Consider the following 22,884-nt stretch of genomic DNA (forward strand, 5'->3'; position numbering starts at 1 on the left):
AATATTATTTTTAACGCGCTATTATTCTATCTCTACCTTCATCTTTGGCCGCATACAAGCCTAAATCAGCCTCTTCGAGTAGTGTCTGTTCGGCATATACTTTTCCGCTTTCGGTTGTTGCTATACCAATACTAATTGTTATGTGATCTGCGTTTAATGAAGCTTTATGCTCTATATCTAAACTATTTACTGCGTTGCGCAATTTATTAGCAAATTCAATTGCTTCAGCTTTACCAATTCCTGGTAGCACTGCAGCAAATTCTTCACCACCATAACGCGCTATAAAATCACTTCCTCGCTCGCATTGAGCTGCAAGAACTTGCGCAATTTTTTTCAAACACTCATCGCCAGCACGGTGCCCATAGCAGTCGTTGTAACGTTTAAAGTGGTCAATATCCATAAGTAATACCGACAATGGCGTTCCACTGCGTTTGCTTCTGCGCCACTCACGAGATAAATTTTCATCTAGATAACGTCTGTTAGGAATTTCAGTTAACCCATCAATAGAGGCCAACATTTCAAGCAAGTCATTCTTTTGCTTGATAAGTAGCTGGTTGCGAACCCTAACTCTTACAATGGATGGACTAAATGGCTTAGTTATATAATCCATTGCACCTAGCTCAAGGCCTTTAGCCTCATCGTCATGGCTACGGTTTGCTGATATAAATATAATAGGCACAGATTGAGTTATAGGGTTTTCTTTAAGCTGCACTAAAACTTCATAGCCATCAATACCAGGCATAATTATATCTAGGATAATTAAATCAACTTGTGTGGTTTTTATAAATGTCAGCGCTTTTTCACCACTATCAACTAAGAATACGTCGTGCTCGTCGTTAAGTGTTTTTTCAAGTACCAATCTGTTTAGCGGATCATCATCCACTATCAACACTTTAGCTCTTTTCGACATCCGTCTCCCCTAAACCATTTATAAAAACAATTACTTGCTCTAATTGCATAATAAGCTCTTTAAGTGTTGCTTCAACTGGCTTGTTAGTTGTTTTAAGGTTTCGCTCGCATACTAACGCGCAATGCGATAATCGCCTAAAACCTAAATTACCAGCTACACCTTTAATGCTATGCACTAAGCGTACCAAATCATCTTTACTGGTGGTTTCTGCTATTTGCGCTAATTGAGCTTCGCACAAGGTAGCAAACTTACCGATCATAGTATTAAGTAATGTTTCATCAGAACTGAATTGAGCAAGTGCAAAAGAACGTTCAAAAAAGCTCGGTTTTGCTAAGTTTAAATCAGCTATTGCATCAATAAGCACTTTAGCAACTACAGGCTTAGTTAAATGTTTATTCATGCCGCATTGCAAAGAACGCTCAATATCAGCGGGTTCACAATGCGCGGTTAACGCAAAAATAGGTAACTGCTTTACGTCAAACTGTTGGCGAATCAACGTCGTTGCTTGGCAGCCATCTATGTGTGGCATCTGCACATCCATTAATATGAGATCCGGTTTTAATACTTGTAATAACTCCATGCCAATTGATGCGCTCAAAGCGGTGACTACGTTTATATTTGCTTGGCGAAGTACACAACTAATAACCTCTAAATTTAATTGGTTATCATCAATTGCTAATACAAGTAGACCTGATATATCGGCTTTTAATTCTGGAACATTGTGTAAAACAGTATTTAAATCTGCTTTAGGCTCAGCTAAGGAGCTTAAGCTAAATAACCTTTGCCCAAGTGCAGAGGCTTTTACATGCTTAGCAGCTAAATACTCACTGTTGGGAAGATTAAGCGTGTGCTGATGATTCACTATGATCACTGATACTTCTTTCGCTGATAGTGCGTTATTAATCACTTTAACTTTTAATAACGCCGGTAAATCATTTGCATCCACTATTATTTGTTTAGTGTTAGATAGCTTAATTGGGTATTTTAATACCTCATCTAAACTAATATTAGCCAATTCACTATACGCGTTAGCAACGTACTCAAGCTCTTTACTTTGCTCTGATAAAATAGCGAGCGCATTACTTGGTAGCATTTTATTTTGACTCGTATCAACCAATAAGCTAATGCTGAAATAAAATTCACAGCCATAACCTTTTTTGCTTTTAAGCGCTACCTCACCACCCATTAACGACACTGCATGTTTAACAATCGCTAAACCAAGACCCACACCTTGGTGTATCCGTGTAGATGACTCATCGCCTTGCGTAAACGCATCAAATAAGCGCCTCTGATCGGCCTCATCTATTCCCATACCTGTATCAATGACTTTAAAACAAATATGTTGCTGCTCTAAGCTATCGCCTTCAACAAGCTCCATTTTTAGTGTAATAGAGCCTGTTTCAGTGAACTTAACAGCATTTGTAAGTAAATTACCTAATATTTGCTGCAGACGAATACTGTCGCAAATTAAATCGGGCGCTATTAGCGGATCAATATCAATAATAAACTCTATGCCTTTACCTTCACAGAGTGGTGCTGTCAGGCTTTCACAGATATCAACAAGCTCAATTATACTAAAAGGCGATAATTTCAAATCTGTTTGAGCGCTTTCTATACGTGCAAAATCAAGCATTCTGTTTAGCATTAATAATAAACTTTGCGCTGCATTTTTAGCTTGGTCTGTATGTTGTAATTGCTTTTGTGTTAAACCTTGTTCAATAAGCATATCGAGCAGGCCTAATACTGCATTTAAGGGAGTACGAATTTCGTGACTTAAATTAGCAATAAAACGGCTTTTAGCTAATGTTGCACGCTCTGCATCGTGCTTTGCCTTAGTTAAAGCGCTCACATCCTGAATGTGAATAACGTAATAAGCAGGGTCTCGGTTTTCATCCCAAACAAGCGACATACTCAGTTGCAGCCAGTTAGTTAATTTTCCTTGAGAAAGAGTTAAGTGATGCACCTTTTTTTTATCATCAAGCAGTTGCGCTAAAGCCTCTTTAATTTGCAGCCATTGTGATTCATCAAACAATGTTTTTAATGGCTCACCCACTAAGGTGTGCTGAACAGAAAATTGCTTTCTAGTGGCTCTATTTACTTGCACTATCGTATGCTCTAGCGAAAGTAGCACTACGCAGTTAGCGGCAAATTCAATAGCACTTCTGAATTTAGATTCTGAGGCTTTTAGTGCATGCAACGTTTGCTGTTGCTCAGTGATATCTCGTCCAATTCCCATTGTGCCTAATAAGTGCTGATGCTCATTGTAAAAAGGCGCAATTGTTAACTGGTATGATTTTGTATCCGTGTCTATTCGCTGCTCTAACGTATTTCTATTTTGTAGTACTTGTTTTTCTAGCGTATTTATTTGTTGAGCGTTTTCACCAAAATTATCTACATGCATTCCAACGAGTGAAGTTTGGTCTTTGCCTATATAAGCTTCAAATGCCCTGTTACAACCTAAAAATGTGCCATCAATATTTTTAAAGTAAATAAGATCAGGCACGCTATTTAACATAGTATTTAATAGAGCTAAATGGCGCTCTTTTGCCTCGTAACTACGGTTAAGCTTTTCTGATTGACGCTGTACTTGCTCATCAAGGGCTTTGTTAGCGTTTTGAAGCGAGTCGACTAATTGCTCATTTTTACTCAACACACTTTTTACTTTAGAAAACCAAGGTTGCCAGCTTAATGGCACTTTATAATTTAGTTTGTTGTGCTGCGTATTATTACTTTCCAAAAAATGCATTAAATGCGTCATGGGTTTTACAAAAATTCGTTGGCTCAACCAAAAAAACACAGCAAACATCATGCTTAAAAACAACGTTAAAAATACAAATTCTAGCAATATTTCGTATTTAATTGAGCTTACAAATTGCGGTTTTCCTTCGTAATATGCAGCATGAATGGGCAAGTCGCCCATAGGTTGCATGAAAAAGTTACTGTCGCTGCTCAATACTGTTGTTGCTTGTGAGTGCTCTGCCAAGTTAGGCCAATAAGACTTAGGCTGCACCGCTTTCTCAATTAGATTTTTTGAACTAGCAATAATTTGATGCGACTGATTCATAAATACATATTCACCTTTACTCGGTGAAACTTTACTTAACCAACCGGAGATAGCCTGAACGTCGTAAATCAAAATAATATAATCACTGGAACCTATATCTCGTTGACGGCCAACTGCAAAATAGGATTTATCTTTAATTTTAACTAGTGGGCCTGAAGTGAGTTTATTGCGAGAAAACAGAGGTTTAAATTTACCATTTAATATTTCACTAAGCATTAAGCTTTGGCTTTTATTACGCCTACTCACATAAGCAAAACCATTTTCATCTACATACGCTACGGCCGATAACGACGGCATAAGGGCAAGCGTTGTATTAAAAGATGGTCCAAGTGAAAATACCTGACGCCACTTTAAAAGAGCTTTGGTAGATAGCGAAAATTCCCCATTACCAATAATTTCAGTGCCTTGCTCCTTAAAATGGCGATAATAATAACCACTGAACTGATTAATATTCTCTAGCAACGTTTGATTTATTTCAGTAGATGTAGGCCGCTGATATAAGCTAAACATAGAGTTGAGCAAATCATTTACCGAGTTCATGCCATGGTCAACTTGAGCAGATACATTAGCAAAGTCAGCTTCACGTTTTTCGACCGCCCGTTCAAGCTTTATGTTGTATAAATGCAGGCATAATAGAAAAGCGACAATTAACGGTACTAACAGCGCAATAAATAAAGAACGATAATAATATTTCAGTGGTAAAAACTTCAACGTATTGCCTGTTATATGGCTCGAAAATCAATCGTTAGACTATCGAGCCAATTTGCTAAGCGCAAGCTATAAATTCTCTTCCGCAAAAGAGGCCAAACGGCTTCGTACTACGCCATTTAAATTAATCGTTGCGCTGCCTTCAAAATCTTTAAAACGCTCAACAATATACGTCAGGCCGGATGTTACGGGGGTTAGGTAATTACTGTCTATTTGCGCTAAGTTACCACTACAAATCAGCTTTGTACCTTCTCCGCAGCGCGTAATAATCGTTTTAAGCTGAGAAGCGGTTAAATTTTGGCTTTCATCTAAAATTACCACCGCATTTTGGATGCTGCGCCCGCGCATAAAGTTTACCGACTTAAATTGTACATTGGCTTTTTCCATTATGTAGTTACGGCTAGAAATCGGGTTTTCATCACCTTTATGTAATACCTCAAGCGTATCGGTGATAGCCGCTAACCATGGCGCCATTTTCTCCTCTTCAGTGCCAGGTAAAAAGCCAATAGATTCTGCAATTTCTGGCGTGTTACGCGTCACAATAACCTTATCGTAAATACCTTTTTCAATGACCATTTCAAGTGCACTTGCAAGCGCTAGCAACGTTTTGCCACACCCTGCGGGTCCGGTTAAAATAACAAGCTCAATACTTGAATCTAGTAACGCATCAAGTGCCATACCTTGGTAAATATTTTTAGGCTTAACGCCCCATGCTTGTTGGTGCATTAGACGCTCAACGCCAATATCTTTTAACGTTATGTGCTCGTCATCGTACGATTTAACACGCGCCGCAAACTGATCCTCACCATCAAGTAAATATTCATTACAAAACACATCCGGTATTAAATTTTTAGGCACATGATGAATCGTATCCCGCCCGAGTTGCTCGGTATTACACTCACCTACATGCTGCCAAAAATTTCCTTCAATTTTTTTATAACCACTGGTTAGTAATGCAATATCGTCAATCAGTTGGTCAGTGCGGTAATCCTCAACATATTTTAGACCAGCCCCTTTAGCTTTAAGGCGCATGTTTATATCTTTTGTTACCAATACAATTTTTGAATCGCTGTGCTGTTTTTGTAAGTACACAGCGCAATTAATAATGCGATGGTCATTTTCATCCCCCGGTAAACCAGAAATGGAGTCTGCAAAAAGGTGATCATTTACAATAATAAGCGTGCCAGTTGAATTGGCATTTGCCTTTTTATTGCTAGGCAGCGCCACACCTTGCAGCATTTGCTCTGGGGTTGCGTCCTTTAATACCTCATCTAAGCCTCTAATAGCTACACGTGCATCGCGGCTTACGTCGTGTTTTCTGTCTTTAATGTGGTCGAGTTCTTCAAGTACCGTCATGGGGATGACAACGTTATGCTCTTGAAATGACAAATAAGCGAGGGGTTCGTGGAGTAGTACGTTGGTATCTAGCACATACATTTTACTTTCAAGGTTCGAAGCTTTTTCCATAGCACTTTCCTTACGTTTTATGATTTTTATGCTATACCAAAATAACTAAGTAAAACGGGCCTAAATTCAAACCTACAATACTTAATTGCTAAGGCATAATGTAAGTTTAGTCTATTTGTCATAAAAGTCCGTTTTATTACAAGCATGATATAGTTTTTATTTACCCAAAAAAGAGCCATAAGCGAGCGGTTTTAATAGTAATAATTAACACTTACAAAATTAATTAAAAGTGAGCCAAATAGCGCCTTGCAGTGGTGTTATGTAACAGGTAACATAGCCGCCTTTTTCTTCATAGACGAGACATACATGAATTTTTCCTTAGGTCAGCGTTGGATCAGTGATACAGAGTCAGATTTAGGATTAGGCACCGTAGTTGCCATTGAGGGCCGTCAGGTCAGCATTTTATTTCCTGCCAGTGGTGAAAACCGTGTTTATTCTACAGCAGAAGCACCTGTTACCCGTGTGGCATTTAATCCTGGCGATGTGATCAAAAGCGTTGAAGAATGGGAATTAGAAGTAGAGTCTATTGAAGTTCAAGGTGAATTACTTTGCTATGTAGGGTCACGTGTTGATACCGGCGAAGAAGCAAAGTTAAAAGAAACCTTTCTAGATCATTTTATTAAGTTTAATAAACCACAAGATCGTTTATTTGCAGGCCAAATAGATCGTTTTGATCGTTATACACTTCGCTACCAAACTTGGCAGCACCAGTTTGAACGCCAGCAATCACCTATTAAGGGCTTAATTGGCCAACGCGCTAACCTTATTCCGCATCAGCTTTATATTGCACAAGAAGTAGGTAAACGTTTTGCACCACGCGTTTTACTGTCTGATGAAGTAGGCCTAGGTAAAACCATTGAAGCAGGCATGATTTTACACCAACAAATAATTAGTGGCCGTGCAAGCCGCGTACTTATTGTTGTGCCTGAAAACCTACAGCACCAATGGTTAGTAGAAATGCTACGTCGCTTTAACTTACGTTTTTCTATTTTTGATGAAGAGCGTTGTGACGAAGCCTTTGCCGATTCACCAAACGTATTTGATACAGAGCAGCTAGTGCTTACAAGCCTTGAGTTTTTAACTAAGAAAAAACGCTGGTTTGAACAAGCAACACTTGCTGATTGGGACTTACTCGTTGTTGATGAAGCGCATCACTTAAGCATTAATAATGGAAAACCAAGTACTGAATATCAACGAATGGCTGAACTTAGCCAAGATATTCCGGGCCTTATTTTACTTACCGCTACACCTGATCAACTAGGTCATAGCAGTCACTTTGCGCGCTTACAACTACTCGACCCAGACCGTTTTTACGACTACGACGTATTTAAAGAAGAAGAAGCAAATTATAAAGACGTAGCAGAGGCTGCAAATCAGTTATTGCAAGAGCAAGCACTAGACGATACAGCTAAAGCGACACTTATCGAGCTATTAAAAGAAACCGACATTACCGATATTCTTGCAAAAGCACAGCAAGGTGATTTACCAGCGCGTAAAGAAATACTCAACATGCTGCTCGATCGTCACGGTACTGGCCGTATATTATTCAGAAACAGCCGTAGTGGCATTGATGGCTACCCTAGTCGTAAATTACACGCCTACCCAATGGCATTACCAAAGCAGTACAAAACGGCTATGTCGGTACTAGGTAATATGGGTGGTATTCAAAACGCTGAACTAAGTGCACATCGCGCTCTTTTTCCAGAAAAAATATTTCAAGAGTTTGAGGGCGAAAGTGCAAGCTGGGGGTTATTTGACCCACGTGTAGATTGGTTAATCGAAACACTTAAAACGCTTAAACACGAAAAAGTACTCCTTATTTGTGCCAAAGCCGAAACCGCCATTAGCCTTGAGCAAATACTACGTGAACGCGAAGCGATTAAAGCCTCGGTTTTCCACGAAGGTATGTCGATTATAGAGCGTGACCGCGCGGCTGCATTTTTTGCCGACGAATACGACAACGCACAAATACTATTGTGTTCAGAAATTGGCTCAGAAGGTCGTAACTTTCAGTTCTCGCATCATTTAGTGTTATTTGATTTACCACTAAATCCTGATTTACTAGAGCAACGTATTGGCCGACTTGACCGCATAGGTCAAACACAAGACGTGAATATTCACGTGCCATATTTTGAAAACACAGCTCAAGAAGTATTATTGCGTTGGTACAACGAAGGCCTAGATGCCTTTGAAACCACATCAACCACTGGTCAGTTATTGTATAAAGAGTTTCGCGAAGATTTACTTGAATACATTTCAGCGCATAACTGTGATGAAGACGAGCTAGATCCAATGCTAGAACAAGTAGCGCAACAAAATGCCGTGCTACGTAAAAAAATGGAAAGTGGACGAGACCGTTTATTAGAGCTGCATTCTTCTGGCCAAGGTGCTGCTGACTCTCTGGTTACTGACATTGAAAAACTCGACAATCAGTTTGAGCTTCCAAGTTACATGATCAACGTATTCGACACCTTCGGCGTAAGCCAAGAAGACAAAGGCGAAAACACGATTATATTAAAGCCAACAGAGCATATGCTAAACGCATCGTTCCCAAGCTTAAAAGAAGACGGTATGACAGTCACATTTGACCGTGATACTGCACTTTCGCAAGAAGATGTACATTTTATTAGTTGGGATCACCCAATGGTGCAAGGCACTATGGACATGATTTGTGACGACGACTTTGGTAGCGCATCGGTTGCACTGCTTAAAAACAAAAAATTACCACCGGGTACCTTTTTTGTTGAGTTGATATTTGTTGCCGAAGCAATGGCACCAAAAGTATTGCAAGTTGGTCGCTTTTTACCGCCAACACCTATTCGTATATTACTTGATAAAGCAGGTAATAACTTAGGTGAAAACGTAGCGTTTGATGGCTTTAACCAACAACTTTCAGCCGTGGGTCGCCAAACAGCAAGTAAACTTGCCGGCGCACTACAAAGCGCTATTCACCCAATGATCAGCAATGCAAAAGACATGGCGCAAGAAAAACTAGAAGTGATCCGTGAAGCCTCTTTAACTAAAATGCAAAGTACGCTAGGTGAAGAGCAATCTCGTTTAGAAGCCCTTAAACAAATTAACCCGAATATTCGCCAAGAGGAAATTACTTTCTTCGATAAGCAGCGCAGCGAGCTGACTACGCATATTGAAAAAGCGCAGTTACAACTTGATGCAATTCGCTTAATTGTAGTTTCGCACTAAGGTTTTTGAGTTTTAAGTTTATAGCTGTCAGACGTTAGTAAAAAATTGAAAATGGCAGCTTAATAAAGCGCGGTATTTATATCGCGCTTTTTTTATGCATTAGAAAACTGCATACAAGCTAGGAGCCTTTGTACAGGCTGTGAATGTTTTCCTTGAGCCTTTTCCTTTGCTCCCCTAAAATAGCGCCCTGCAAAATTACTGAGGTCGGCCGTGTTAGTTAATTACAATCCCCCAATGAGTCCGTATTTGACCATACTGTACCAAGATGACGACTTGCTCATTGTTAATAAGCCAAGTGAGTTATTAACGGTTCCGGGTAAAGATCCAAAACATGCCGATAGTTTAATTAACCGCGTTAATCGCGTTTTTCCAACAGCTAAAATAGTTCATCGTTTAGATATGGCGACCTCAGGTATATTGTGTTTGGCAATGAATAAGGCGGCGCATAGGCATTTAAGTATGCAGTTTCAAGAACGCGAAACCGCAAAACGTTACATTGCACGCGTCTACGGTCAGCTTGAACACCCTAACGGTTCAGTAGATTTACCGCTTATTTGCGACTGGCCTAATCGCCCTAAACAAATGGTTGACCATGAAAGAGGTAAACCTTCGCTTACACATTATAAAATACTTGATCGCGAAGCTAATGCTACCCGCGTAGAGCTCACTCCAATAACAGGGCGTTCGCATCAATTGCGTGTGCATATGTTAAGCCTTGGCCACCCTATTTTAGGTGATAGGTTATACGCACATAAAGATGCACTCGCTGCTGCTCCTCGCTTACAATTACACGCGCAAATGCTTACATTAAAGCACCCTGTTACTGAGCAAGTACTTACTTTTGAGGCTGACCCTGAGTTTTAATAAGCTCAATGACTAACTAAATTATTAAACTTTTAGTTAACTAGGCCGATACCTAACTAATGGCTTTTAGTTGGGTGTGTTATGGTTTTTTTGCAATTATTAAAAAAAAATTTGTGTTGCTTAGCATTTAGCTGCACAGTTTTTTTAGCTCTACCTGCAACTGCGGTTGAACATATTGCCCCACCTGCACTTTCCAGTATTGAAAACAGCGATATTGAAAGCCTACTCCCCAGTACTGAAATAAAACCAATTCTTGCTGGCGATACAGAGTTTTTAAGCCTTTATAGCGAATATATGAGCAGTAACTTTAGAGGAGTCGTTTTACTTATTCCGGATTGGCATTCTGTGCCAACTAATAATTCTGGTATGAATTTTCTTCGTAAAGAGCTAAACAATTTAGGTTATACAACCTACGCTATGACTGTGCCAGATATAGATTGGCAAGCAAAAAAAATGAAGCCTGCTACGCCTACTGACGCTGCAGAGAACCCAGCTGTAAAAGAATCAAAAGATAATGCAAATGAGCCTGCCAAGCAAAGCGAAGAGCCACACTATGTAAGTGCAACTGAGCTTATAAATAACGACGTGCTTGATGACTATAAAACTAATTTAATACTGCGCTATGAAGCGCTCTATCAAACAGCGATGGCTGAGCCTAATAATATTGTTGTCATTGCGCAAGGAGCGAGTGCAGGCATGTTACTTGAGTATTATGCAGATTTCCCAGAGTCTAAAATCAATGCATTTATTAGCCTAAGCAGCTACTTACCGAATGCTCAACGCAATGAAGAATTAAGCCAAGCAACATCGCTAGTAACCCCTGCGTTACTTGATATTTACTACACAAACGACAGTACTGACATTTTACTTAGCCTTAAAAACCGCAAGCGCTGGGTTAACAGAAACGCTAAGTTTGATTATCGTCAGCGCCAGCTTTTTGGTATGCGAAACGCCCCACAGCAGCATGCACGTTTAAGCAAAGAAATAGACGGTTTTTTACGCCGCCTTTTTTAAGTACTCGTAAGCGGCCTGTATGTCTTGGCTTTTTTTAACCGCAACTTCCATCATATGCTTTGGTAACCCTTGCGACACAAGTTTATCAGGATGATGCTGCGCCATTAATTTTCGATATGCGACTTTAATCTCTCGCGCAGTTGCATCGCTATTTAACCCTAGTAGCGCAAGTGCTTGTGAGCGGTTCATACTATTATTTGGCGGCACATGGTGCCCAGAACCTTCACGGTAGCTACTACTTTGACCTTGTTGCTGCTGTTTATAACGCTGCTGTTGCTGTCTAAAATTAAACTCAGCTTGGTAGCGTTTTAAAACAAATGCAAAGTGAGGTTTAGAAATACCTAGCTGCTTACTTACCTGCGCTAATAACTGCTTTTCTTGCTCAGCTAATACACCATCAGAAAATGCCATTTGAATTTGTATTTCTAAAAACAGCTGCAATAAATCGTGGCGAGTAGTAAAGCGCTCCTTAAAATCGCTTACGGTTTCTTTTAAAGAGAAATCACTTTCTTTACCAGCTTGAAATGCATGTTGGGCTTCGCGGCGCTCATCACCTTTTAAGCCCATTTCATCCATAAATAAATTAGCTGCTTTTATATGTACTTCGCTTACACGACCATTCGATTTTGCAATGTGCCCCATAACCGCAAAGCAACTTGAAAAAAACAACGCTTGGCGTTCATGCACATCGTCGCCTTTAAATAAGCTTGAAAAGCCACCCGCTTTATCAAAATCGTTTTTAAGACTTTTATCAAATAAATGGCCTAGGTATAAACCTAATATGGCACCAAAAATTTTGCCAAACATAAAGCCAAAACAAAAACCGAGAATTTTTCCCCACATTTATAATACTGCCTTTTTTAAATTAATATTTACTGCGCTTTTAAACGTTTGTTTAATTCATCCAAACGCGCTGGCGTGCCAATGTCATCCCATTGACCAATATAGAGCTCAGTAGAGACTAAATGTTCATTTAACTTTTCACGTAATATTGGCCCTAAAGGCCGAACTCCATGGGCTAACCCTTTAAAAAAGTCAGCGTGATATCGACTGATCCCTGAAAACGTATATTTTTGGCTCTCATCCGATAAATGACTTAATGTAAAGTCGCCATCAGGGTTATGCGCCGGGTTTTCTATTAGTACTATATGCGCTTCGCCTGATTGTAAATGTAGCTGCATAAGCGCACTTACATCGTAATCGGTGTATACATCGCCATTTATAACAATGAACGAATCACCTAGCAGCGGTAACGCCTGAATAATTCCACCGGCTGTTTCAAGGCCGCCCTCAACCTCTTGGCTGTAATTTATAGACACACCAAATTGGCTGCCATCTTTAAAATAATCTTTAATTTTATCACCTTGCCATGCGAGGTTTATTACAATGTCAGTAATACCCGCCGCCTTTAGATTATTTATATGGTGCTCAATAAGTGGTTTTTCAGCCACTTTTAACATGGGCTTTGGCATATTTTGCGTTAGCGGCATCATTCGCTTGCCGCGCCCTGCGGCTAAAATCATTGCTTTCATGTACGCTCCACAGCAAGTTGCTTTGTAACTTTTGGCACAATTGTATTCTTTATCCACTCACTTAAATCACTAAGCTCTGGGTAATGTGCGGCTACTTCAACAATGTAATCGAGTGTTGGTAGAATATTATCTAAATAACCTGTTTTTGAATCCCGTAAATATAGCCGACAAAATATGCCTGCGGCTTTTAAATGGCGCTGAATACCGGTTAAATCAAACCAATATTTAAATTCACTAAAAGAGGTATTTTTTATTAACCCTTGAGCGATAAATTCTTTATAAGCAAAATCAAGTAAGCTTGATAACTCACTTTCAGGTAGTTTGTAGTAGCAATCGCGCAATAGCGATACTAGGTCATAGCAAAGTGGGCCTTGTACGGCGTCTTGATAATCAATAATGGCCCATTGGCTGTTGCTATGCATAATATTACGACTGTGATAATCGCGGTGAACTGTCACGATTGGTTGTAAAAGCATAGCATTTGTAAGTAACTCGCAGCTTGAGTGCCACACAGCAACTTGCTCAGTAGTGAGTGATTCACTTATAAAATCACTCACTAACCATTGGCTAAATATGCCTAGCTCAAGTTGGATGAAATCTTTGCTATAAGCTTGCATGGCTGAAGCTGCAGGCGTTTTTGCCCACTGCGCACTTAAACTGATTAATGCTTGGTAATGCTCTATTTTATTTTTGTCATCGAGCATATCGGCTAAATGAGTAGACCCTAAATCACTTAATATAAAAAAGCCTTGTTGTTCGTCACTTGCAATTATGGAGGGAAGCAAAAAGCCTTGTTCAGTAAACACTTTATTTAACGAAATATACGGCTCGTTATTTACTTTTTTCGGATCTGAGTCCATCACTATTAACTGTTTATTATCGTGATTAAGACGGTAATAACGACGAAAGCTCGCATCTCCCGTAATGGCATTTAGAGTATGTGATTTGGCATTAAGCTGTACGTTTATAAATTGTTGTAAATTCTCAAAGCGTGTCATTTTATAGTGATATCTATTTTTATAGGTCAATTACTGTATTTGCCATTATTTTCCTTTATTATGTGTAGATTATATTTAATCACACAGCATTAAGGTTAATAAATGAGCAAAACCTGGGGCATATTGATGCTAAGCGTAGTTAGCGCACCATCGCTTGCCGAAACTGAACTTGCACACAACCTGTGTGGCATTTCAATGCAAACCAGAGCTTGGCAACCACTTGAAGGCCTTAACCTTGGTGAAGTTGACATTCAAGCTGATGATGTCGAGCTACTTGGCACTCAAAGCGCTGAATTTACCGGCAATGTTGATATTAACACCCTTAAGATGAGTTTGTCCGCACAAACTGCGCTGATAGACAAACAGCGTGGGTTACTAAATGCAACTGGGCCAATTACTTATCAAGATTATGTTAGTAAGGTAAACAGCACCGGCTTAAACGCCGATTTAAATAATTCAGAAGTGAGTTTATTAGGCGCCGATTACAGCCTGAGCGAACAACAAGGCAAAGGCGGCGCAGAAAAACTGACTGTTAATCAGTCTGGCTTATTGCTAATGAATGCAAGCTTTACTACTTGCCCTACTGATACACCAGTATGGGAAATAGAAGCCGACGAAATTAATCTCTCTCGCGAAGAAGGTTGGGGTGAAACCTACAATGCAGTTTTACGTATTTTAGATACACCCATTTTATATTTACCGTATTTTACATTCCCATTAGATGAGCGCCGTAAATCGGGACTGTTAACACCAACCATTTCAAGCTCTGATAAATACGGGGTTGAAGCCGTTACACCGTATTATTTAAATATTGCGCCTAATTTTGATGCCACCATCACACCGCGCTATATGTCTAATAAAGGTTTGCAATTACAAACTGAGTTTAGATACCTTACTGAGCAGCATGAAGGTTTAGTGGGTGTTGAATATTTAGATAGCGACGACTCAGAACCTGATTTAGAAGAACGCTACATATTTCATTGGCAGCAGCAAAGTTACTTAGGTGAAAACTGGCGTGCAAATGTTGATGTTACTAACGTAAGTGATGATAACTACATCACTGACTTAGGTTCAAATTATGCCAACAAAACGGACACTCAACTTTATCGTACAGGCTCACTAACTCATTTAGGTGAGACATGGCGTACCGATATAAAAGTACAAAATTTCGAAGTACTCGGTGATCACTTAGAGTCTTATACCGCTGTACCTCAAATTAACTTTACACAAATTGCACCGTGGCGTTTTGATAACTTTGACTTTACTTTATCAGGTGAAATTAGTCATTTTACTAATGACTCATCTGAAGTAGATATTGAAAGTGCAACACGTGTTCATATTGAGCCTAAAGCTCGCTATAACTACGCAACGCATGCGTGGTCTTTTTTATCTGAAGTGAGCTTGTTACAAACTAACTATAAGCAAAGTGGTAACTTAACCGGTACGCAATATAGCGATACCGTATCGCGCACAATCCCTAAAGTACGCCTTTACTCACAGCTTAATTTTGAGCGTGATGCATCTTACTTTTTTGAAGATGCAGTACAAACACTCGAGCCTCAAATTCAATATTTGTATACCCCAAATAAAGATCAGTCAGACATAGGCTTATTTGATACCACCAAATTACAAGACGATTATTACGGCTTATTCAGAGACGTGCGTTTTTCAGGTGTTGACCGAATAGCGGCAGCTAATCAATTTACGTTAGGTGCAACAACTCGCTTGTTTGATAAAAAACAAGAAGAAGTATTTAACTTTAGTGCTGGGCAAATCTTTTATTTAAGTGACGATGCAAAGCCTACAGAGCAAGGCTTAAACTCCGATACAAATTATAATGCACTGTTTGCAGCACAAACCATGTTACATTGGCATCGCCGCTGGTATCTTGCTGGGGGCATTCAGTACGATACAGATGGCAAGCAAATGGTACAGTCTAATGTCACGCTTGATTACAAAGGTGATAATAATCAGCTAGTACAATTGAACCATCGCTATGCAAATGATGTCTCAGGAAATACAATCGAGCAAGCAGGTGTATTTACAAGTGTTCCTATTAGTGACGAGTGGCAATTTATTGCGAGTTATCACCGAGACCTTGAAAATAATCGAAGCATCGAAGTATTGAGCGGATTTCAGTATGAATCATGCTGTTGGGCAATCCAAATTACTGGCCATCGCCAAATAGAAACTGATTTAAATCAGTTAATAGGGCAAGAACAAGCAACTTTTGATTCAGGTATTAGTTTGAATTTTGTATTAAAAGGACTTGGCAGTAAAAGCCGTTATGATGCACAAAAATTATTACAACAAGGTATTTTTGGCTATCGTAGACCGTATTTTCTTAATAACTAGTATCACAACAGTACTATTAGCAAGAGTAGTAAAAAGAATATGAATTTAAAAAAATTATTAACATCAGCAGTTTTAAGTATCAGTCTTTGTCAAAGTGCAATGGCTGCACCAGTAGAAATTGATAAAGTTATAGGCGTTGTAAACCAAGGCGTAATTTTAAAAAGCGAAGTAGACACCATAATTAATCGTGTTAAAAAGCAAGCAGCAGAGCAAGGCCAACAACTTCCAAAAGACGAAACGCTTCGTGTACAAGCTGTTGAACGTTTAGTAAACCAAGCGCTTATGATGCAAATGGCTGAGCGTATGGGCCTACAAATTTCAGACAGCCAACTGGATCAAACACTTGCCAATATGGCTAAAGAGCAAGGCGGTACTATTGCCGATTTGCGCCGTACTATTGAAGGTGCTGGTGAAAGCTTTCAAAGCTACCGTGAAGAAATTCGTAAAGAAATAACCACCCAACAAGTCACGCGTGCCAACGTTGATCGCCGTATTTATATCAGCGAGCAAGAAGTTGATAACCTTTTAAAAATTATGGAAACCCAAGGTCAAAATGCTGAAGAGTACGATATTGGCCATATTTTAATTGATATCCCTAACGATGCTACCGCTGAAGAGATTACTAGCGCTAAGACACGTGCAGATAAAGTTATTGAGCTATTAAACGACGGCCAAGAATTTAAACGTATTGCTATTTCATCATCAAGTGGTTCTCAAGCACTTGAAGGTGGTCAGCTTGGTTATATGGGTATTAATGAAATGCCATCGCTTTTTGCTGAAGCAGTAAAGGGTAAGAAAAAAGGCGCTATCGTTGGTCCTCTTCGCTCAGGCGCAGGTTTTCATATAATCAAAGTACAAGACGTACGTGGCCTGCAAGTAGTAGAAACTACAGAGGTTCGTTCTCGTCACATTCTTATTAAGCCATCTATTATTTTAAGCGAAGAAAAAGCACGCTCTATGCTTGCCGGTTTTGCAAAAGACTTACGAGCTGGTAAAGCTGATTTTGCTGAGCTTGCTAAAGAATACTCTGAAGATCCAGGCTCAGCACTTAAAGGTGGTGAATACGACTGGACTGATCCTACGACCTACGTACCCGCGTTTAAAGATACGTTACTTTCTCTTGAGCAAGATGAAATAAGCGAGCCGTTCAGAACGCAATTTGGTTGGCACATTGTTCAGCTACTAGGAAAACGCGTAGCTGATAAAACAGAACTTGCTAAACGTAACCGTGCTCACGGCATGTTATTTAACCGTAAATTTAAGGAAGAAAGTTTCAACTGGCAGCAAGAAATGCGCGAGCAAGCTCACGTTGAAATTTTCCCAACAGAACAATAAATATGACCTTACGAATTGCTATTACCCCGGGTGAACCTGCCGGTATTGGCCCAGATTTGCTACTCACGCTTGCTCAGCAAGCGTGGGACGCTCAACTAGTAGCTATTGCTGATGGCAAACTATTAAAAGAGCGTGCTGAGCATTTAGGCTTAACAATAAACTTAATTGAATTTGATGAAAACGCGCCAGCAATGGTCGCCTCTGCGGGCAGTTTATACATTCATCAAGTTGACTTAGGTGTGGATGTAGAGCTTGGTGTACTTGATGACGGTAACGGCCAATACGTACTAGATACCTTGCGCATAGCAAGCGAGAAAAACATGGACGGTAGCTTCGACGCTGTTGTTACAGGTCCTGTTCACAAAGGTATTATAAATAAAGCGGGTATTTCGTTCAGTGGCCACACTGAATATTTTGCACAGCAATCAAATACCGCCGATGTAGTAATGATGCTAGCAACTGAAGGCTTACGTGTTGCCCTTGTAACTACTCATATTCCACTTGCCTATGTATCTCGCGCTATTACACCAGAGCGTTTAACTAAAGTAGCGGGTATTTTAAATCACGACTTACAAACTAAGTTTGGTATAGAAAAACCACGTATTTTAGTGTGTGGTTTAAACCCACATGCAGGTGAGGACGGACATTTAGGTACTGAGGAAATAGAAACAATTTCCCCAACGCTTGAACTGCTTAATAGCCAAGGCATGAACTTAATTGGCCCACTGCCAGCTGACACCCTATTTCAAGATAAATACTTATCTGAAGCCGATGCTGTGCTTGCTATGTATCACGATCAGGGATTACCTGTGCTAAAATACAAGGGATTTGGTAAATCGGTAAATATTACCTTAGGCTTACCATTTATCCGCACCTCAGTTGACCACGGTACTGCGCTAGATTTAGCAGGCACTGGAACCGCTGACGTTGGCAGTTTTGAATTAGCGATCCGCGAAGCAATTAAGCTCGCCCAAGAAAAAGCACAGAATCAATGACCGATAAAGTACATTTAGGACACCGCGCCCGTAAACGTTTTGGACAAAACTTTTTATTTGATGAATCTATCATCGATAAAATAGTCACCGCAATAGATCCTAAACCAGAAGACAACTTAGTAGAAATAGGCCCAGGCCTTGGCGCTATTACTGAGCCTGTGGCTGATTTAAGCGGCCATTTAACGGTTGTTGAACTAGACAAAGATTTAGCACAACGTTTAATTGAGCACCCATTTTTAGCTCCTAAGTTAACGGTAAACCAAGGCGATGCAATGAAGTTTGACTTTGCAAGCTTGGTACGTGATGACAAAAAATTAAAAGTGTTTGGTAACTTACCTTACAATATTTCTACGCCTTTGCTATTTCATCTTTTTGAATTTGCTGATCATATTGAGCACATGCACTTTATGCTGCAAAAAGAAGTCGTTAAGCGCATGGTCGCAGGTCCTGGCAGTAAAACATTTGGCCGTTTAAGTGTTATGACCCAGTATTACTGTAATGCAATGCCTGTAGTAGAAGTGCCGCCAGAGTGCTTTAAACCTGCTCCAAAGGTTGATTCTGCAGTTATTCGCTTAATCCCTAAAAAGGCAGAACAACGCACAGCTAAAAGCGTGAAAATTTTAAACACAGTATGTTTAGAAGCGTTTAACCAGCGCCGCAAAACATTACGAAATAGCTTAGGCAACTTATTAACAGCCGATGAGCTTACAAGCATTGGTATAGATATTACTCTTCGTGCTGAAAGCCTATCGTTACAACAATTTATTGATATAGCTAACTGGATTTATGACAACAAGCAGTAATATAGGATCGCCTGTAAAGGTATCTGTAGAAACATTTTACGTAGAAGGCCAATCTCAACCTGAGCTTGAAAAATATGTATTTGCTTACTCAGTAACAATTAAAAATCATAGTCTTTGTAGTGCTAAGCTACTAAGTCGTTATTGGTTAATCACTGATGCTAATGGCAAAGAAGTCGAAGTTGAAGGTGAAGGTGTTGTAGGCGAAATGCCAGATATTGCCCCTGGTGAAAGTTATAAATACACCAGTGGTGCTATTTTAGATACGCCAGTGGGTACAATGCAGGGTCATTACACACTACGTAACGAGTTTGGCTCTGAGTTTCAGGCACCTATCAATGTGTTTCGTTTGGCCTGCCCTAACATTTTACATTAAGTGTATCGATGGCCGATTACGCAATAGGTGATTTACAAGGGTGTTTTAGTGAATTTAACACCCTTTTACAACGCGTTAATTTTAACCCAAGTCGAGATCACTTATATTTAGTTGGCGATGTTGTAGCCAGGGGACCAGACTCTCTTGCTTGCCTAGACTTCATTTATAAACACCAAGATAGTATGACCATCACTTTAGGTAATCACGACCTTCATATGGTTGCCTGCCACTACCTTAATAAACCAATTAACCCTAAAGACAAGTTAAGCCCGATATTTGAAAGCCCTTACCTTGGTCGCTACATTTCTTTTTTACAAACTCAGCCATTAGCAATAGCGCTAGAGCAACACGATTGTTTTATTTCTCATGCAGGATTAAACCCTGATTGGACAATAAATAACGCGTTAAAGTACGCCGAATTTGCAAAAACCTGTTATCAATCAAGTAATGCCAAACTATTTTTTGAGCGTATGTATCAGCCCCACCCGAGTAAACTTTTAAGCGAACTTGATGATTTTGAAAAGTTTAGATACATAGTTAATTACTTTACTCGTATGCGTTTTTTAACGGCTAATAATCAATTAGAGCTTAATGCAAAAGGCGCAATAACTGATAGCCGCGAACTGACCCCTTGGTTTAAACACCCAAATATAGTAAATACAAAGCACGATATTATTTTTGGCCATTGGGCTGCGCTTAAGGGTAAAACAGAAACCCCCTCTATTCATGCCTTAGATACTGGCTGTGTGTGGGGGGGAAGTATGACCCTAATGGAGTTAAGTAGTAAAAAGTTAATTGTAGAAAAATCCCACCTTTTGCCTAAATAAACTGAAATAAAATAATACATCTGTTAGATTTATAAATTGAAAGTTAAAATTAATTGAAGTAATTGATTTTAATTACTTAACTTATTGCTACAAACGCCGATAAGATTTAATTAAAGTATTTTTGAGTGGAAGACTTATGAACCTAACAGTAAGCCAACGTATTTGGGGTGGTTTTATATTTATTACCCTGTTATTACTAATAATTGGCGGTAACTCCTTAATAAAAATAGCAAACATCGATCGCTCTACTCAAAAAGTGAATCAACTATCACTTCCAGCATTAAATAAAAGCTCAGAGTTACAAGCTGAATTTATTTTAATGAGTAAAGCCGCTCAAGCTAGCTTTTACACTTCATCAGCTAAAGAATTAGAACCAATAAAAAGACAAGTTGATGAACAAAAACAGCTATTCAATACACTACATCGAGAACTGCAAGAAGTAGTTAAAAACGACACTACACTTAATCAAAGCAGCCAAAACGTAGAAAAAACTTACTTAAGCTTTTTAAGTACAGTAGAAAGCTTACTAACAGACAAAAGCAAACAGCTTGCACTTAATAAAGCTTTAATCGCGCAACTTGAGGATATTGAGTTAAGCGCTGAAGATGCTAACTCCGTCGTATTAGACATTATTGATATTGATGGGTTTGAGCAAAACAACCCCCGTGCTTATCAAGCTGCCAACAACCTAGAAAACAACTTTATGTCGGTCGTAAGTAACAGCACCGATATGCTAACTGTAAAAACACTCAGTACGCTCGATATTGTTAAAAATGAGCAAACTTATTACCTCGATGAAGTTACCCGCACACTTGCTCTTATTAAACCAGCAATAGAACAAACACATAGTGACTTGTACATAAGCCTTAAAGAGTATGTCGATACGTTAGAGAGCAACATAAAAGGTAACAACGGGTTAGCCGCTAATAAAAAGCGCTTAATTGATGCGATTACACTGACAGAATCAGAGCTTGCTCAATCAGAACAAGCAACCCAAATGGCACTTAACCAAATTGATGAGTTAGTAAAACAAGCCAGTGACGTTGCATTTCAATTGCAGCAAGGCGTGCGCAGCGATGTAGACTCAGCTAATTTATGGACATGGGTAGGTATGATTATTGCCACTTTAATTGCCATTGCTATTGCTATTATTACAGTGAGTCGTATTACTAAACCACTCGCTGAAGTTAACCGTATTTTAGATATTGTAGCCAGCGGCGATATGACCCAGCGTTTAGACGACAGTGCTAAAGATGAGTTTGGCGAACTATCTAAAAGCTGTAATACCTTAATAGACAGCCTACGTAGCTTAATTAAAGGCATTATTTCTCGCTCTACCCAACTTGCTGCTGCATCAGAGCAAACTTCTGCAATTACTGCAGAATCAAGCCAAGCAATTCGTAACCAGCAGGCACAAGTTGAACAAGCAGCTACGGCAACAACTGAAATGAGCAGCACTTCACAAACGGTAAGTGGCAGTGCTCAACAAGCGTTAAGCGAAATTAAAAATGCCGATAAAGAGGCGGAACGCGTTAAAGGCATTTCAAATCAAAATAAAGCAACTATTGAGCAGTTAGCACGCGAAGTAGATGACGCGTCGCAAGTTATAAATAAACTACACCAAGATAGTGCATCAATTGGTAGTATTTTAGATGTTATACGCGGTATTGCTGAGCAAACTAACTTACTGGCCCTCAATGCCGCTATTGAAGCTGCACGTGCGGGTGAATATGGCCGAGGCTTCGCGGTTGTAGCAGACGAAGTGCGTTCTTTAGCGAGTAAAACACAAGAATCTACTCAAGAGATACAATCGATGATTGAATCTTTACAGACAGGGGCTGAAGCCGCTGTAACAGCAATGGGGAAAGGTAAGCAACGAGCAGTATCGTGTGTTGAACAAACAGACCTCGCTAGTAGTGCGCTTGACTCAATTACATTTGCGGTTTCACAAGCGCACGATGTAAGTGAAGAAATATCAACTGCGGCACTAGAGCAACAACAAGTAGCACAAGAGATCAGCGAACGTTTAGAGTCAATTGTAGCGATTGCAGAACAAACAGCTGAAGGCGCAAGCCAAACAAACATTTCAAGCTCTGAAGTTGCAAAACTTGCTGAAGAACTACGTTTATCAGTAGACGAATTCAAAGTTTAATATCAATTGACTTAATTAAATGATCTATTTTGAGGCTGGAAAAGCGTGTTGATAGCTTGGCAAAACATTTGCTATTTAGTTGTTCTCGGCAATTGCTCCTGCATTACTATACCTTCTGCATCCCTGCAGCCGTAAATGAGAGTTTTTTAACGCAGGTAGCAGCACGTTTAGCCCCGCAAAATGATTAAGTATTATTGTGGATTGGTATAAAACGCTTTATACATAATAAAAACCCCGTTAGCACTATGTGCTAACGGGGTTTTTCTCTATAGCACTAAAAATGCAA

The 22,884-nt window shown here is 39.6% G+C and carries 16 protein-coding genes; 10 read left to right on the forward strand and 6 right to left on the reverse strand.

Annotation, left to right across the window (positions count from 1 at the left end; genetic code table 11):
• Positions 1-10: 10 nt before the first annotated feature.
• The 3 genes from J8L73_RS04875 to J8L73_RS04885 all read right to left on the reverse strand — a co-directional run bounded on the left by J8L73_RS04875 (position 11) and on the right by J8L73_RS04885 (position 6,149).
• Entirely contained in the window at positions 11-910 is a 900-nt protein-coding gene (locus J8L73_RS04875; RefSeq protein ID WP_210998847.1) for a diguanylate cyclase, read from the reverse strand.
• Entirely contained in the window at positions 894-4,685 is a 3,792-nt protein-coding gene (locus tag J8L73_RS04880; protein ID WP_211015150.1) for an ATP-binding protein, read from the reverse strand. Before J8L73_RS04880 ends, J8L73_RS04875 begins: the two co-directional genes overlap by 17 nt.
• Before the next feature lie 66 nt (positions 4,686-4,751).
• Positions 4,752-6,149: a PhoH family protein gene (locus tag J8L73_RS04885; RefSeq protein ID WP_211015152.1), complete on the reverse strand. Its 1,398-nt coding sequence runs from the start codon at positions 6,147-6,149 to the stop codon at positions 4,752-4,754.
• Between the two features lie 306 nt (positions 6,150-6,455).
• On the opposite strand from J8L73_RS04885, the gene rapA reads away from it, so the two are divergent.
• The 3 genes from rapA (at position 6,456) to J8L73_RS04900 (ending at position 11,228) form a co-directional block, all read left to right on the forward strand.
• Positions 6,456-9,350 carry an RNA polymerase-associated protein RapA gene (gene rapA / locus J8L73_RS04890; protein ID WP_211015154.1) on the forward strand — a complete coding sequence of 965 codons (2,895 nt, stop codon included), beginning with the start codon at positions 6,456-6,458 and terminating at the stop codon, positions 9,348-9,350.
• Between the two features lie 210 nt (positions 9,351-9,560).
• Positions 9,561-10,214 (forward strand): bifunctional tRNA pseudouridine(32) synthase/23S rRNA pseudouridine(746) synthase RluA, encoded by a 654-nt coding sequence (gene rluA / locus J8L73_RS04895; RefSeq protein WP_211015156.1) that lies wholly within the window; start codon positions 9,561-9,563, stop codon positions 10,212-10,214.
• Positions 10,215-10,295: 81 nt separating this feature from the next.
• On the forward strand, positions 10,296-11,228 hold the full coding sequence (locus tag J8L73_RS04900) for a DUF3530 family protein (RefSeq protein ID WP_211015158.1): 933 nt from the start codon (positions 10,296-10,298) through the stop codon (positions 11,226-11,228).
• On the opposite strand, the gene djlA is transcribed toward J8L73_RS04900, so the two are convergent.
• Genes djlA through J8L73_RS04915 form a run of 3 tightly spaced genes read right to left on the reverse strand, consistent with a single transcriptional unit; the run spans position 11,211 to position 13,758 of the window.
• Positions 11,211-12,071, reverse strand: coding sequence for a co-chaperone DjlA (gene djlA, locus J8L73_RS04905; RefSeq protein WP_211015159.1), 861 nt, complete (start codon positions 12,069-12,071; stop codon positions 11,211-11,213). The genes J8L73_RS04900 and djlA overlap by 18 nt on opposite strands.
• A 29-nt stretch (positions 12,072-12,100) precedes the next feature.
• Positions 12,101-12,760, reverse strand: a complete 660-nt coding sequence (gene murU, locus J8L73_RS04910) for an N-acetylmuramate alpha-1-phosphate uridylyltransferase MurU (protein WP_211015161.1) — start codon at positions 12,758-12,760, stop codon at positions 12,101-12,103.
• On the reverse strand, positions 12,757-13,758 hold the full coding sequence (locus tag J8L73_RS04915; protein ID WP_211015164.1) for a phosphotransferase: 1,002 nt from the start codon (positions 13,756-13,758) through the stop codon (positions 12,757-12,759). Before J8L73_RS04915 ends, murU begins: the two co-directional genes overlap by 4 nt.
• 102 nt (positions 13,759-13,860) lie before the next feature.
• Here J8L73_RS04915 and lptD point away from each other — a divergent pair, with 102 nt between their 5' ends.
• From lptD to J8L73_RS04950, 7 genes are all read left to right on the forward strand, one after another.
• Complete coding sequence (lptD, locus tag J8L73_RS04920; protein ID WP_211015166.1) at positions 13,861-16,113, forward strand: LPS assembly protein LptD; 2,253 nt, start codon at positions 13,861-13,863, stop codon at positions 16,111-16,113.
• Between the two features lie 39 nt (positions 16,114-16,152).
• The gene (surA, locus tag J8L73_RS04925; RefSeq protein WP_211015168.1) at positions 16,153-17,448 is read left to right on the forward strand and encodes a peptidylprolyl isomerase SurA; all 1,296 of its coding nucleotides are present in this window, start codon (positions 16,153-16,155) and stop codon (positions 17,446-17,448) included.
• 2 nt (positions 17,449-17,450) lie between these two features.
• Positions 17,451-18,443, forward strand: coding sequence for a 4-hydroxythreonine-4-phosphate dehydrogenase PdxA (pdxA, locus tag J8L73_RS04930; protein ID WP_211015170.1), 993 nt, complete (start codon positions 17,451-17,453; stop codon positions 18,441-18,443).
• Complete coding sequence (rsmA, locus tag J8L73_RS04935) at positions 18,440-19,246, forward strand: 16S rRNA (adenine(1518)-N(6)/adenine(1519)-N(6))-dimethyltransferase RsmA (protein ID WP_211015171.1); 807 nt, start codon at positions 18,440-18,442, stop codon at positions 19,244-19,246. Before pdxA ends, rsmA begins: the two co-directional genes overlap by 4 nt.
• Positions 19,230-19,619, forward strand: a complete 390-nt coding sequence (gene apaG, locus J8L73_RS04940; RefSeq protein WP_210998835.1) for a Co2+/Mg2+ efflux protein ApaG — start codon at positions 19,230-19,232, stop codon at positions 19,617-19,619. Before rsmA ends, apaG begins: the two co-directional genes overlap by 17 nt.
• Before the next feature lie 8 nt (positions 19,620-19,627).
• Positions 19,628-20,446, forward strand: a complete 819-nt coding sequence (locus J8L73_RS04945) for a symmetrical bis(5'-nucleosyl)-tetraphosphatase (protein ID WP_210998834.1) — start codon at positions 19,628-19,630, stop codon at positions 20,444-20,446.
• A gap of 136 nt (positions 20,447-20,582) precedes the next feature.
• A complete protein-coding gene (locus tag J8L73_RS04950) occupies positions 20,583-22,598 on the forward strand; it encodes a methyl-accepting chemotaxis protein (protein WP_210998833.1) in 2,016 nt (671 codons plus the stop codon).
• The last annotated feature ends 286 nt before the right edge of the window (positions 22,599-22,884 follow it).

Origin of the sequence: Pseudoalteromonas sp. MMG006 (genome assembly GCF_018101025.1) — a bacterium.
In the GTDB taxonomy this organism is placed as follows: domain Bacteria; phylum Pseudomonadota; class Gammaproteobacteria; order Enterobacterales; family Alteromonadaceae; genus Pseudoalteromonas.

What these genes read in the sequence shown, in the direction of transcription:
- J8L73_RS04875 (WP_210998847.1), bottom strand. Translation starts at nt 910, where the DNA reads ATGTCGAAAAGAGCTAAAGTGTTGATAGTGGATGATGATCCGCTAAAC.
- J8L73_RS04885 (WP_211015152.1), bottom strand. Translation starts at nt 6,149, where the DNA reads ATGGAAAAAGCTTCGAACCTTGAAAGTAAAATGTATGTGCTAGATACC.
- rapA (WP_211015154.1), top strand. Translation starts at nt 6,456, where the DNA reads ATGAATTTTTCCTTAGGTCAGCGTTGGATCAGTGATACAGAGTCAGAT.
- J8L73_RS04900 (WP_211015158.1), top strand. Translation starts at nt 10,296, where the DNA reads ATGGTTTTTTTGCAATTATTAAAAAAAAATTTGTGTTGCTTAGCATTT.
- djlA (WP_211015159.1), bottom strand. Translation starts at nt 12,071, where the DNA reads ATGTGGGGAAAAATTCTCGGTTTTTGTTTTGGCTTTATGTTTGGCAAA.
- murU (WP_211015161.1), bottom strand. Translation starts at nt 12,760, where the DNA reads ATGAAAGCAATGATTTTAGCCGCAGGGCGCGGCAAGCGAATGATGCCG.
- J8L73_RS04915 (WP_211015164.1), bottom strand. Translation starts at nt 13,758, where the DNA reads ATGACACGCTTTGAGAATTTACAACAATTTATAAACGTACAGCTTAAT.
- lptD (WP_211015166.1), top strand. Translation starts at nt 13,861, where the DNA reads ATGAGCAAAACCTGGGGCATATTGATGCTAAGCGTAGTTAGCGCACCA.
- surA (WP_211015168.1), top strand. Translation starts at nt 16,153, where the DNA reads ATGAATTTAAAAAAATTATTAACATCAGCAGTTTTAAGTATCAGTCTT.
- pdxA (WP_211015170.1), top strand. Translation starts at nt 17,451, where the DNA reads ATGACCTTACGAATTGCTATTACCCCGGGTGAACCTGCCGGTATTGGC.
- rsmA (WP_211015171.1), top strand. Translation starts at nt 18,440, where the DNA reads ATGACCGATAAAGTACATTTAGGACACCGCGCCCGTAAACGTTTTGGA.
- apaG (WP_210998835.1), top strand. Translation starts at nt 19,230, where the DNA reads ATGACAACAAGCAGTAATATAGGATCGCCTGTAAAGGTATCTGTAGAA.
- J8L73_RS04945 (WP_210998834.1), top strand. Translation starts at nt 19,628, where the DNA reads ATGGCCGATTACGCAATAGGTGATTTACAAGGGTGTTTTAGTGAATTT.
- J8L73_RS04950 (WP_210998833.1), top strand. Translation starts at nt 20,583, where the DNA reads ATGAACCTAACAGTAAGCCAACGTATTTGGGGTGGTTTTATATTTATT.